Source organism: Bacillus sp. SIMBA_005 (assembly GCF_046535585.1).
Classification (GTDB): domain Bacteria; phylum Bacillota; class Bacilli; order Bacillales; family Bacillaceae; genus Bacillus; species Bacillus pumilus.
Genome location: NZ_JAWRWI010000002.1, coordinates 193,833 through 207,050 on the forward strand (window position 1 = coordinate 193,833; position 13,218 = coordinate 207,050).

The following is a 13,218-nucleotide window of genomic DNA, read 5'->3' on the forward strand; positions in this document are numbered from 1 at the left end:
TCTACACATCCTTATGTTCTTTTTGGTGATGATTCATGAGGTATATAAGAATGTTTTTCACTCGTTCGGTTCCTTTTCCATCAATGAGTGACCGTCCATTGAGATGAATGCTCCTGCGAAGAAAGTAGCTGCCGGACAGTCTTCGCACAGCACACCATATATCCTTTTCATCCACAAGGCTGCCCAATCCAAGATGGTGACAGGCTCCCTTTTGTGCAAAACGAGTGGCTGTTACTGCTTGGTGGTCTACTTGTGAAAGGACAATGCTGGGCACCCCGATACAAACGGCCTCATATAACGTCATCCCGCCAGCAACAATCGCTAGATCGGCTTCGGCAAGATGGGCAGGTAATTGATCCGTATGGCGAATGAATTGAATATGTGCAGCCTCGATTTTTTCTTCGATGCGAGAGGCTTTTCCTGTAACCGCTAGAATGTGTAAATGGCCGGCTTCGAGAAGTGCTGATACAGCTTTTGTTAATAATCCGCCTGGATCACTGCCCCCAAGGCTGATCACCACCTTCTTACATTCTTTGCGAACCTCATATGTGTCTTTTAATTTGCTGATCTTGTGATCTAACAATAAATAAGGTGTTCCATAAAAGTAGTCCGTTCCATTTACTTGCAGGTGCTTTTCGTCCAATCCACCATAAATGCCGTTTATGACAGCATCAGCAAACTGGCAAGCTTCTGCTCTTTCTTCTTCAAATAAGACCAGTTTTGCATTTCTGAAGGACGCTTTGATCGATTGAAGGAACTGAAGGTCACAATCAAGAACATCGATCAGCAGAAGATCAGGATTTCGCTCTTTTATGTCCTGCACCATTTGAAGAAATATGTTTGATTCCTGCACCAAATGAACGTGCCATGCTGAATGCGAGAGCATTTCTACACAAATCTGTTCATTTGTATAGAAATATAAGTCGTTTCCTTCTTGAATCAGTTCCTTTGCCAGACGTTTCATTCTAACGATATGCCCCATGCCTCTCAAAAAACCACCGTACACAACAATCATGATTTTTTTGTTCATTCAGCATCCTTCTGTCTCACAAATTGATTCAACCGAACCATATTAGGATCTTGTTCACAAATGGTGATGAGTTCAGCTGTAGGCACTGCAATAGACCCGCCGGCTTTTTCAAGTAAACGGGTGGCAAATACGTAATCTTCTTCTGTATCAACCGTGAATCGATAAGCAGGATATGCGAGTTCTTTGGGCGGTGTGAATAATTGCAGTTGAAATTGCTCAGGGTGCTTTCGGATATACAGCGTGACATGCTCACGCTCCGGCTGCGTAAGGGGAAAATTGTCGATTTCACATAAAATAGTTGCGTTGATCATTTCCCCGGAAATACCGAGTGGTGTTCCAGTCGTATACGTGTAATCAGCCTTCTTCTTTCTATGTTCTTCAAGCATTTTCGACAAAAGCACTGGATCTATAAATGGATTATCTCCCGTTAAACGTACAATGGTTTGTGGTTCAAAATGTTGAGCTATCTTTGCGAATCGCTGCAATACATCCATCTCACTGCCACGAAATACCTTATAGCCCTTTGATAAACAATAATGAGCCAATAGATCATCTTCTGCTTCGACTGTTGTGGCGATCATGAGGTTCTGCGTCTTGTGATTGTAATGATTTGATTGCTTTACACGTTCAACAATGAAATCGATCAATGCCATACCACCGATCGGCTTCATCACCTTTTTTGGCAGTCTTGTTGAGCCCATTCTAGCCTGTATGACAAAGAGCACATCATTGATCATTTGAAGACTCCTGCATGAGCACATCTTTCCACGAAACCCCTGTATGGGCTGGAATGTCTCTGACAGCCTTGGCACCAATTAAAGTCTCCATATACCGCGGATGAAGACCTTGGCTTTTTTGCCCTGGACGTAATACGGCTAGATTTTCTACGGTCAAAGTCTCGCCCTTTGCAATCCCTTTTATCGTAAAAATCCCTCGATACGCAAATTCACGAATCTGCCCTTCAATGGCAGTTGTCGTTTTAAAAGAACTGCCAAGGAGCTCCTCTGACACAGAATGAGTGTCTGTTTCTGATTGATTTCGGTCCTTTTCCGCCGCTCGAATATGCTGAACCATTCTCTTTAATTCTTCGGGATCGAGCGCAAAGGAATGATCGGCGCCAGGCAGCGTCTTATCAATCGTAAAATGCTTTTCAATCATGGCTGCCCCAAGTTTCACAGCGGCAACAGGGGCTTCAGTAGGATGCTCACTATGATCGGAAAAGCCGATGACTGCCTCAGGAAAAGCGGAGGCTAAGGTTTGGAGCACACGAAGATTCGTGTAAGCTCTGGGCGCCGGATACTTTGCGACGCAATGCATGATGGCGACCTGATCGTTTTGCTCGCTTGTAATCGCGTCATATGCTTCATGAACATCTGCAATAGTGGCCCCGGCAGTTGAGAAAATAATGGGCTTTTGAAAAGAAGCTGTATGTCGCAAAAGAGGCAAATGATTGATTTCATAGGATGCTAGTTTGAAAGCTGGCGGATCGGTTTGATTTAATAAATCCGCAGATTCCTCGTCACACACTGTGCTTAGAAATATCAGCCCTTTTTCCTCACAGCGGTTTAATAACACCGGCAGCCATTCTGGCGGCAGCTCCATTTGTTCGACTAAGGAAAAAATGGACACCTCTTCTCCCTTGGCTGTTGCGTATAAACCTGGTTCCTTTTGATACATCCGATCAGCTTGAAACATTTGAAACTTCACTGCATCGGCACCTGCTTCTTTTGCCACATCAATTAAAGCAAGCGCCTGATCCAGCTTTCCATCATGGTTAATGCCTGCCTCTGCAATGATAAAGACAGGCGCACCATCCCCCACTTTGCGATCTCCAATGTAGAAATGCGCCATCTTACCTCTCTCCTTTTTTCGGCCATACATGGTAATACAAAAAGGCATTTTTTGTTCTAAAGCCCAGCTTTTCGTACAGCTGAATAGCGGTTGTGTTATGCATCTGAGTTCCTGCAGACATAAACCGATGCCCTCTCTCATAAGAGGCTTTCACCATCGCAATCACCAGCTTTTTTCCGAGCCCTTTTCCTTGTGCATCCGGTCTAATGGCTAGTAAATCAAGCACCAGTTCATCGTCCTTTATCACCCCTTGGATCAAACCAACGACTTCATCGTTCACCTTTGCCGCGATATTGATATCTGCACGTCCGAGCAAATTATTTTTCATCCATTCTTGAAAGAAATGCTGGACGGCACTCTGGTCTAAAAAAGGATCAAGCGCATACCTGCTTTTCACAAAAGCCTGATAAGCGAGTGAGACCGCCTCATCGTATTCCTTTTCATCTGGCAGACTGATGACCACATCTTCACCTGTTGATGGCATTTCCATGTGAACAGGCGGTGCTTCAAGACGAGTGAGACCGCCCACATAGTACACATGTGACAGCCTTTGGACGATGCGGTTTTTTCCAACATCCGCCGCTTCAAGACGTAAAAAGAAAAAATCGCATTTTTCTGATCTCATCCAATTGATAAAGCGCTCCATTAATTCCTGAAAAGCAGATGCTGACTCAGCTTCTGCAAACTTCACATGAAAAATATGCTGATCAAATATGCCGCTTTCCCATTTTGACCAGTCGTATAACAGCACCGCTTTGAGCTGGGCGCCACTGACAAGACCAAACTGTTTGAAGCCTTTCATTTGTTCAATTTGTTGACCGTAATTCTCAAGCCAAGCGGACAGCACCTGATCGTCTATTGCATGAACAGCCTTCATGAAGATGCCTTCTGTTCTTTTAAAATAGACAGCACCGCAGTGATGACATCCTGCACATCTTCATCTGTCATACTGGGGTAAAGGGGGAGTGAGAGGGTCCGCTTGTAGTACGCGAGTGATTCAGGAAAATCCTCTGGTGAATAGTGGTAGGTTTGTTGATAGTATGGATGCATATGAACAGGGATAAAGTGAACACTCGTGCCGATCTTATAGTCTTTTTGCAGCTGATCAATTAGCTCATCGCGTGTGATGAATGCTTCTTTCGGGTCCACTTGCAGTACATATAAATGCCATGCATGTCTTCCCTCATGATGCACTGGCGGCAGGATCAGCCCTGCTTCCATTTGAAATGCTTGATTGTATGCTTTCGCAATGTGTTCTCTCCGTGCCTGCATATCATCTAGACGGCTTAGCTGGACAAGCCCTAACGATGCCTGCACATCAAACATGTTCATTTTATAGCCAGGTTCCTCGACCTCGTAGTACCACGTTCCTTTTTCTCCATAACGATTCCATGCTCCTTTGCTCATCCCATGGAGTGCTAGTCTTCTGATCCGAGCGGCAAGTGCATCATCATTTGTCGTCAGCATGCCGCCTTCCCCGGTCGCTATATTTTTCGTCGCATAAAAACTAAAGGCAGTCGCATCACCAATCGCTCCAATCGGCTGCCCGTGATACGTCGTATGCAGAGCATGAGCGGCATCCTCTAGCACAAATAGATCGTACTTTTTGGCAATGGCTAAAATCCGGTCCATATCGCACGATTGACCAGCAAAATGAACAGGGACAATCGCTTTTGTGTGTGGTGTAATCGCCGCTTCTAGTCTCTCTGCATCGAGGTTGAGTGTCGCTGGGTCAATATCGACAAATACAGGAGCTGCCCCTGTATGAATGATCGTATTGGCTGTTGCGCAAAATGTCAGAGGCGTTGTAATCACCTCATCCCCATTCCCAATCCCTCTAGCTTTTAAGGCTAAAAATAAAGCAGCCGTACATGAATTGACAGCGATCGCATGTTTTGCACCGGTCAGCTGCCGGAACTCTTCTTCAAACTGTCTGACTTTTGGCCCGGTTGACAGCCAGCCTGATTTTAATGTTCCAATGACTTCGTCAATTTCTTCCTGCTCAATCAACGGCAGGGCATAAGGAAGAAATTGTTCTCTCTTTTTTTCCATATCGCTTGCACACCCCTATCTTCATCTCTGAAAATCTACACCTGTTTTTGTTTTAAGCAGAGAAAGCAGAACATCGGTCGAACGCGCATGCGGATAATGTTGTTTAATGAACTTAGCTCCTTGCTGCTTTGCCAGCTTCATCTCTTGATCATCCGACAAAATACGAATGGCTTTCTCAGCCAGTTCAACAGGGTTTTCCATCTGATAGCTGCCAAGCGACTCGTAATAAGGGTATCTTCTGCCTTCTGTCATTTTCCCGATCAGCACACTCTTTTCAAAGAGCATCGCTTCAAGACCGACGGTTGATGTGAGCGTAATGACCATATCCATATATGGCAATAGGTCATATAAGTCGATTTCTTTTTTAATCAATCTCACATGATTTCCTGCTCGTTCAATGGACATATATTCATTTAATCGGTTGCGGGCAATTTCCCAAGGATGCGGCTTCATGATCAACTGAATGTCCTTCCGTTTTGCAATCGTTTGAAGCACATCACGATAGAAAGCTTCTGAAAACGGCTGCGTTGCCACAAGTACGGTCTTTTTGGCAGGATTAAAGTTCAATTTACGAAAGATGAGTTCCTGCTGAAGCGGCGTTCGATCCTTCACCAAATCAAACCTCGGATGACCTGTGATCTCCACCTGTTCCGGCTGACAGCCTTTGTCTACATACCAGTCTTTTTCATACTTTCCAAACACCCCGTGGCACGTCGTGAAAATCGGTAAAAAGGCTTCGTCTCCCATCAGTGCGCCGTGCTGAAGACAGATACTCGTGAGCTGGCGTTTCACAGTTTGCAGTGCAAGTACCCGGCTGTATGCATCCTCCGTTGTCCCCACAATGATAGCTGCAATTGGCTCCATCTGAAAAAGCACTTCTGTCTGGTCTATCACATCAATAAATTGCACAATGTCCTTCCGAAGCTTTTCTCTAAAAAAGACATTGCCAAAGACCGGGTGCTTTGCGTAAGGTTTAAGGAGAGCATTTGCTTTCTCAATATATTCAGCATGGGCTTCTTTATTAACCTCTCCAGCTAATTCAGGCTTGCTGATGACAGGTAAACCGAAATAGTCTGCCTTCTTCCAGCGAGCAAGCACCACGGTTTGACTCGGATGGAACCGCGTGTAATTTTGTTCAGTAAAACGCAGATGTTCAAAGTGAAGCAAGACCTTTCCATTCGCCGGACGATAAGCAATACGCTTAATCTGCTGCTTATGTTGATCAAAAAATGGCTGAATCTCTTCCGGCAGCGGACAATCGGTTGTCAATTCTTGACCGAATGCTTCATCCTCCATACGTTCCCTTACCTCAGGACTGATATATTGATAGAAATTGCTGATCAACCCAAGAGGAATTTGTTGATAGGACAAATCCTTCATGAGATTTACAAACTCAAAGTACACCTGCCAATAATGATGAATATAGTGCGACACTTAAGGTCACCTCCCATGTTTTTGTTTTAATATGCGGCGGAGCTCCCAGCATGTAGACTGCTCAGGAAGTGCTTGAATAAAGGCATTTTTCTCTTCTTCCGCCAACTGATAGTGAATGGACTGTTCTGTGATGTAATTTGTATCTAACACTTCATCATAGGGATAGAACGGATAAAAATGATTTAATCGAAAAAAGAAACGGGCATCCCCTATTCGATAAAAATGCGGACTCTCGTCCCAGTAAGACCCAAATTCAGCCTGAATTTTTGTTAAAATCGAAGCACGATGAACGACTGAGCAATGATCTATGGCACAAGGTGCATTCCATTGCACCGTTTGCGCAGGTCGAATCGTTTCCTTTACTGGCTCTTTTTTGCTATTTAAATAGATTACTTTTGAAGCAGAATAGACAATATCTTCACCTGGTCGAGCATCTAGATAATGTGTGAGTTTCTCTAAACGGTCCGGGGCATAGACATTGTCATCTGTGGCATAGGAAATATACTCTCCCTTTGCTAGTTCTAATGCTTGATTAATGAGAACGGCGTATCGGGTTTTCGCTGTTCTCTCCTCCAGCGATTTGACACCGCTTTGGATAAAATGAACACGGGGATCTTTGCGAAAGGGCTCAATCGCGGCAAGGGTTTTTTCGTTTGAACCATCGTCCATAATAAATAGTTCAAAGTCTGACAGCGTCTGCTGCAAAACCGCTTCAATCGATCTGCCGACGTAAGCCGCCTTGTTGTAGCTCGTCATAATGACAGTTACTTTTGTCAAAGTTTTCACCTCGGTCTCTTTCAAACTATGTTTATCATATGTGTCTCCTCTTAAAGAGACTGTAGAGTGACCTATTTTTTATAAAATTGTATTTTTTTATTGTTTTATCTTTGAAAAACGTGAACTTTTTGGTAATATAAGTAATCATTTGTGTGTATTAAAGGAGTAAAGAACATTGGAAGCTATGAAGAATGATCACTCCCAAGAAGAGGAAGCGAAAGGTTTTTTTCGATTTTTCAAAATTTTCGTCGCAACAAAAACAATTATTCGCTCATATCAACATTCCTCTATTCCCATTTGGCTGATGATGCTCCTTGCAAGTATCGCTGGTACAGGCTGGGTCTACGAAGGGTATTTTAGCGATTATATGGGCAATCATATTCCATTCCCTTTTATTCTGTTACAAGGTGCGGGATATGGTATTCTAGCAGGCAATCTCGGTCTATTTTTCGGTGTACTCATCCTAAAGTGGTTAGGGCGTCTTTTTTTCGGCAGTCAAACGGCATATCGAGATGTACTCAAAGCCTTCACGCTGACGACCTTTTTCCCTTCCGCTTTATTTGCACTCAGTTGGATTTTCACGATTGGAATGCTTGGTCCGTATACGTTTGTCAAAATCTCACCCTATTTAGATCAGCATTATGAGGTTTGGTATTATCTCGATCTTTTGACACTGATTGAAGCTTATGCAAAGACGTGGATATTTGGAATGACTGTTTTAGGCATTGTTGCTGTGATGAAGCTCAGATTATGGCAAGCCTTTCTCATTGTGATCACACCGCTTGCGGCATGTTTTCTCTTCGTGACACTTTCATTTGATGTCCAGCGCGCTGTAAATTGGATGATGTAAGGAAGGTTGCACATCATAAGCGAAGCGCAGAACTGGCAAAGAATGCGGGGTTAGCCCGCGCCTAAGGAACTGCACCGCAGTTCCTTTTTTTCGTTCAATGTACATATTCTGCCCTCCTGTCTCATAGTGTGAAAGAGAGAAAGAATGCTATGGAAACAACAGGTGCTTAAGTGCCTTCTGTTTAGAACACCATGAGGAAAGAGGAGGAACGTTATGAAATTGAAAAATCAATTTGGGCAAGGTTCGGGTTTCGAAGGTCAAGATTTTCGCCAGCAACAATATGGAGCAAATCCGTATCCTGCGCAGCAGATGGGTTATTCAGTCCCTCCCCAAACGCAGGGTCAAATGCAAGGACAAATGCAGCAGGGATTTTCACCAATGCCGTCTACTGGTTCTTCACAAGGGGGGCAGGGCATGCAGAGCAGCGGGCAGCCTTATCAAATCCCTTCTGGACCGATTTATCAGCAGAATGTCACTGGTCAGCTGCCAATCGAGCAGTCCTATATTGAAAATATTTTACGTTTGAACCGTGGCAAGGTAGCCACGATTTATATGACGTTTGAAGCAAGTAAGGAATGGAACTCGAAGATTTTCAGAGGCGTCATTGAAGCTGCAGGACGTGACCACATTATCATTAGTGATAACAAGACAGGAACACGATACTTACTATTAACGATCTATCTTGATTACATTACGTTTGATGGGGAAATACAATACGACTATCCATACTCCATGTCCACGTATTCTCCGAGGTAGACAATGCCACATATCGCAAAAGCAAGGAGCAGGCGCCCTTGCTTTTTTCTTTTGACTAGGTTTTTGTCACACCTCTCAGGCGCTGCTCATAAGATGCCTAGTAGTTTTTATCAAACACCTAGAGGTGACATTCATGACTGTTGAGCTGGATTATACATCACCAAATGTTAAATATTCATACGATCTAAATCAAAGCCCACTTGTGAAATACGATCAGCATAACCTGATTAACATTTTAGGAAAAAAGCAATTAAACTCGTTGGATCAAGTATCCCTGCTGGATATATATTTGAGTAAAAGCAAAGTCGTAGAGCCTCATTATCATCAAAATGCCGCAGAGCTTGTTTATTGTATAGCCGGTTCTGCTGCCGTCTCAATGCTGAATCCATTTACAAAAAAACTGCACACCTATACCATCACCCCTGGACAGGTAGCAAACGTACCTCAAGGCTGGTGGCACTACGAAGTTGCCCTTCAAGACAGGACTCATTTGTTAGCCATTTTTAACGCATCTACGCCAGAAGTGATCCTGGGCTCAGACCTTCTCACCCTCACCCCTGCTCACATCATGGCACATACGTATTGCATGAACGAAACACAGTGGAAACAGGCGATTCAGCCTGTGAAGCCAAGTGTGTTTATCGCGCCATTTTGCCACAGAGAAGAGGAAGCACAAACGAACCCTGTCCCTCCGTCTCACTACATTCCTTATTATCAAGCACCGCCAAACTACGCCCCTTACTGGAATTAAGAAAAAAACCGATGCCCCTCTCAGAGCATCGGTTTTTTGGCTTATAAATTTTTTGCTGCTGCAATGACAAGCATGATCCAAGAAGCGATAAATGCTACTCCGCCAATTGGGGTAATGGCACCTAGAATCTTCACCTGAGTTAATGCCAGAACATAAAGGCTACCTGAGAAGAAAAGGATGCCTGCAAGCATTACCCAGCCAGCGGTTGGAACTAGAGAAACACCTGACAGCTTATCTGCAAGAAAAGCGACAATAAATAGTCCTATCGCATGGAACATTTGATATTGAACCCCTTTGTTCCAAATCTCTATATACTTTTCAGGAATTTTCCCTTCAAGACCGTGCGCACCGAAGGCTCCGAGTCCAACAGCTAGCATCGCATTAATCGCACCTAAAATGAAAAATAGTTTCATTCGTCATTCTCCTTATCTCGTCAATTATGTTTATCATAGCGCGGGTGACAGACGATATTCAACTTTCCGTTTACGTTGACACGAGATTGTCGGATTTCTTTTTCTTTCGTAACAGAACTTGATCGACCGCGATCGCAATGAGTGTACCTAGTACAAGTCCATTGCTTAATAATGAAATAAGCACAGGATGCATGCCTTTCAAGGCTCCCTGCGGTACAAACATCGCCCCTACACCTGCTAAAACGGCAATTCCTAGGACAAAGCGAATCCGCGGAATTTCTTCTTTCTCATACTGATCGAACTCAGACATCGCAATACCAATCATTGAGGAGAATACCACAAAGTTTACAGCAAGCCCCACAGGTGATGGCAATGCGGAGAAAAAGCTCATGAGCAGCGGGAATAAACTAATGAGTACAATGAGCAGACTTCCTATGAAAAATGGCTTTCTCGATGGAATTTTCGTTGTTTGGATAAATCCTGCTGCTCCGGAAATAGGTACAGGCGCAATCGCTCCGATTAATCCGCTCAGTAAGTGGCCAAATGCTGCGACAAAACCTGCCGGACGAGCTCTCTTCCGTTCACGCAGTTCACCAAATGCCTTCACTGAACTTTCCACAATTCGAATACTTGCCAGCATGTTCACAATGAGTAAAATCGTAATGAAAAAGGACGTGACAAGCAATCCGCTGTCAAATACCGGCATTCCGAATGGAAACAGCTTTGGAAACTCGATGATTTTTTCTGGAATTCGAACCGGCTTTGCCAGTCCGAGTAGAGCAAATAACAACCAGCCTCCTGCAAGGGCAAACAACACAGAAAACTGTCTTAAGTAATGCCATTTTGAGCGGCTGATCATGAAGGTCAGAACAATAATCAAGATCGACAAGCAAAAGACAAGCCCGTCCACCTGATTTCCCCGATAGCCGATGCCCATCAGCCCTTTCATGATCGGCTGACTTAACTGCACAACTAATAATAGCAAGTAAATACCTGTGACGACTGGCGTAAATAAAGACGCGAGCCAATTAATGATTTTAAAAAGACTAAAAATAAAAAAGAAAGCAGCACTAAAAATTAAAGCTCCTTGTAGTGCTTGCAGAGTTTCAGGATACGTTGCAAAGATGGTTCCTGTCATACCTGCATAAAGGGTATACACACCCCACCAAAGCCCTGCTGGACTTTCATTGATCGGCAGCATATGGCCGCATAAACATTGCACCATCGCCACAAGACCAAGTGAAAAGAATGTACTTTGAATCAGCTCCGCTGACTGCACTTGGTTCAACTCAAATGCTTGTGCAATCGCAATTGGTACAGCAATTGAAGCTGCGATAAAAAATGCCATCCACTGAATGGCGCCCAAAAATAGTTTCAAACCGATCACCTTCCCTTTGTCGTGACAAGACCATTAAAAATCAAAGATAGAGTCGCCGTTCCCGGCCTTCTCTTTTTGCCCCTCTTCTTGATGCTGAAATTTCTTCGCACCACTCGCACCCATCAGTTTCTCAAGCATGGCTTGATCTGAGGAGACGGGCGGCGCAGACGGTGTCTGTATCGAAGAAGGCGGCGAGATAACCGGCGTTTGCGGCATTTGCACCTGTGATGGTGCATCGAGAATGACATCACATAGTGAAGAAATCGCCGCCACTTGACGTTTCACCTCTTCATCATTTCCACTTTGTTTCGCCTTTTGAACCGCTTCCTCCATTTTTTGAAGCAGGCTTGATATATGAATATTCAAGGGTAGACCCTCCAATCTAAAAAAATCTCTTTTCAACATTATTTTACCAAATGAACAAACGAAATGGGTTCATTTTTTCAAAGCAGTCTGCTTCTGCCTCTCTTATTTGACCCGACATGGCTCTTCACACATAATAAAAGAAACAACATCGTTTATGAAAGGATTGAATAATGGATAAACTCACTGCTCTTTTTCAGAAACAAAAAGTCTTTCAAAAGCCGCCGGTTGAAGAACGTATCCGTCTTCTTAAAGACTTAAAAGCAGCCATCAAACAGCATGAGAAAGATATTTTACAAGCCTTGGCCCATGATTTACATAAATCCGAACAGGAAGCCTACACAACAGAGGTCGGGATGGTGTATGAAGAAATCAATCATACCATCAAGCACCTCCACAAATGGGCAAAACCAACACGCGTGAAAACGCCCCTCACTCATATCGGGTCGAAAAGCATGATTATGAAGGAACCTTATGGCCGTGTGCTCATCATTGCTCCTTGGAACTATCCTTTCCAATTGGCCCTTTCTCCATTAGTTGGTGCCATTGCTGCGGGTAATGCCGTTATTTTAAAACCGTCTGAGCTAACGCCGCAAGTTTCAGAAGTAATCAGTACAATCGCGGAACGTGTATTTCAAGAAGACCATGCAGCTGTCGTAGAAGGCGGAGTAGATGTGAGTACAGAGCTGTTGAAACTGCCCTTTGATTATATCTTCTTTACAGGAAGTGTGGCAGTTGGCAAAGTCGTCATGGAAGCCGCCGCAAAGCATTTGACCCCAGTCACACTTGAGCTTGGCGGAAAAAGCCCTTGCATCGTCATGCCTGATGCAGATATCAAATTAGCGGCAAAGCGAATCACGTTCGGCAAATTTACCAATGCTGGTCAAACGTGTATTGCACCAGACTATCTGCTTGTTCATGAATCTATCAAAGAGGAACTTTTGCGGGAAATGACAGCCTGTATCCGTGACTTTTATGGCGAACAACCGGAAACACATCCGCACTTTGGGAAAAATGTCAGCCAGCGTCATTTTGACAGGCTCTCACAATTCCTCTCAAATGGAACGATCGTCACGGGGGGACAGCGCAACGAAGACGAGCTCAAAATCGCTCCGACCATTTTAGACCACATCACATGGGAAGATCCCGTCATGCAGGAGGAAATTTTCGGACCGATTCTGCCTGTCATGACCTTCGAATCTCTGCAAGAGGCAGCACATATGATCAAAGCAAGACCGAAGCCGCTTGCACTTTACTTATTTACAACAAGCAAGGAAACAGAATCCTATATCCTAGACCATCTCTCATTTGGCGGAGGATGTATCAATGACACGCTCATGCATGTCGCTACTCCTTACCTGCCATTCGGAGGCGTGGGTGAAAGCGGCATAGGACGATATCACGGGAAAGAAAGCTTCTTTACGTTTACGCATGAAAAAAGCATCCTGCGCCAAACCAATCGCTTCGATTTTTCCTTCCGTTATCCAAATGCGAAAAACGGACTCGACTTGGTTCGTAAATTTTTAAAATAAACAGGACGAAGGGTCTCTCCCCTCGTCCTCT

At 44.2% G+C, this 13,218-nt stretch carries 14 protein-coding genes; 4 read left to right on the forward strand and 10 right to left on the reverse strand.

Annotated elements, in window-relative coordinates; all coding sequences use genetic code 11:
• Position 1 precedes the first annotated feature (1 nt).
• Genes SB660_RS03650 through SB660_RS03680 form a run of 7 tightly spaced genes read right to left on the reverse strand, consistent with a single transcriptional unit; the run spans position 2 to position 7,144 of the window.
• Positions 2-1,030 carry a PseG/SpsG family protein gene (locus SB660_RS03650; RefSeq protein ID WP_410581389.1) on the reverse strand — a complete coding sequence of 343 codons (1,029 nt, stop codon included), beginning with the start codon at positions 1,028-1,030 and terminating at the stop codon, positions 2-4.
• Positions 1,027-1,767 (reverse strand): cytidylyltransferase domain-containing protein, encoded by a 741-nt coding sequence (locus tag SB660_RS03655; RefSeq protein ID WP_410581391.1) that lies wholly within the window; start codon positions 1,765-1,767, stop codon positions 1,027-1,029. Before SB660_RS03655 ends, SB660_RS03650 begins: the two co-directional genes overlap by 4 nt.
• Positions 1,757-2,881: an N-acetylneuraminate synthase family protein gene (locus tag SB660_RS03660; protein WP_410581393.1), complete on the reverse strand. Its 1,125-nt coding sequence runs from the start codon at positions 2,879-2,881 to the stop codon at positions 1,757-1,759. Before SB660_RS03660 ends, SB660_RS03655 begins: the two co-directional genes overlap by 11 nt.
• A gap of 1 nt (position 2,882) precedes the next feature.
• Positions 2,883-3,758: a GNAT family N-acetyltransferase gene (locus SB660_RS03665; protein ID WP_410581395.1), complete on the reverse strand. Its 876-nt coding sequence runs from the start codon at positions 3,756-3,758 to the stop codon at positions 2,883-2,885.
• Complete coding sequence (locus tag SB660_RS03670) at positions 3,755-4,933, reverse strand: DegT/DnrJ/EryC1/StrS family aminotransferase (protein ID WP_410581397.1); 1,179 nt, start codon at positions 4,931-4,933, stop codon at positions 3,755-3,757. The genes SB660_RS03665 and SB660_RS03670 overlap by 4 nt, the downstream gene beginning before the upstream one ends.
• A gap of 21 nt (positions 4,934-4,954) precedes the next feature.
• The gene (locus SB660_RS03675; RefSeq protein ID WP_410581400.1) at positions 4,955-6,367 is read right to left on the reverse strand and encodes a capsular polysaccharide export protein, LipB/KpsS family; all 1,413 of its coding nucleotides are present in this window, start codon (positions 6,365-6,367) and stop codon (positions 4,955-4,957) included.
• Between the two features lie 6 nt (positions 6,368-6,373).
• On the reverse strand, positions 6,374-7,144 hold the full coding sequence (locus SB660_RS03680; protein WP_410581643.1) for a glycosyltransferase family 2 protein: 771 nt from the start codon (positions 7,142-7,144) through the stop codon (positions 6,374-6,376).
• Positions 7,145-7,328: 184 nt separating this feature from the next.
• On the opposite strand from SB660_RS03680, the gene SB660_RS03685 reads away from it, so the two are divergent.
• From SB660_RS03685 to SB660_RS03695, 3 genes are all read left to right on the forward strand, one after another.
• Complete coding sequence (locus SB660_RS03685; protein WP_410581645.1) at positions 7,329-7,994, forward strand: YIP1 family protein; 666 nt, start codon at positions 7,329-7,331, stop codon at positions 7,992-7,994.
• Between the two features lie 213 nt (positions 7,995-8,207).
• Positions 8,208-8,750, forward strand: a complete 543-nt coding sequence (gerQ, locus tag SB660_RS03690) for a spore coat protein GerQ (RefSeq protein WP_012011646.1) — start codon at positions 8,208-8,210, stop codon at positions 8,748-8,750.
• 133 nt (positions 8,751-8,883) lie between these two features.
• Entirely contained in the window at positions 8,884-9,501 is a 618-nt protein-coding gene (locus SB660_RS03695) for a cupin domain-containing protein (protein ID WP_410581403.1), read from the forward strand.
• Positions 9,502-9,542: 41 nt separating this feature from the next.
• Here SB660_RS03695 and SB660_RS03700 read toward each other — a convergent pair whose 3' ends face one another.
• The 3 genes from SB660_RS03700 to SB660_RS03710 all read right to left on the reverse strand — a co-directional run bounded on the left by SB660_RS03700 (position 9,543) and on the right by SB660_RS03710 (position 11,658).
• A complete protein-coding gene (locus SB660_RS03700) occupies positions 9,543-9,914 on the reverse strand; it encodes a DUF423 domain-containing protein (RefSeq protein ID WP_003215282.1) in 372 nt (123 codons plus the stop codon).
• Between the two features lie 70 nt (positions 9,915-9,984).
• Positions 9,985-11,292, reverse strand: coding sequence for a purine/pyrimidine permease (locus SB660_RS03705; protein ID WP_061409939.1), 1,308 nt, complete (start codon positions 11,290-11,292; stop codon positions 9,985-9,987).
• A 33-nt stretch (positions 11,293-11,325) separates the two neighbouring features.
• Complete coding sequence (locus tag SB660_RS03710; protein ID WP_180309891.1) at positions 11,326-11,658, reverse strand: YwdI family protein; 333 nt, start codon at positions 11,656-11,658, stop codon at positions 11,326-11,328.
• A 170-nt stretch (positions 11,659-11,828) separates the two neighbouring features.
• Between SB660_RS03710 and SB660_RS03715 the strand changes: the two genes are divergently transcribed.
• Complete coding sequence (locus SB660_RS03715) at positions 11,829-13,187, forward strand: aldehyde dehydrogenase (protein WP_410581406.1); 1,359 nt, start codon at positions 11,829-11,831, stop codon at positions 13,185-13,187.
• Positions 13,188-13,218 lie beyond the last annotated feature (31 nt).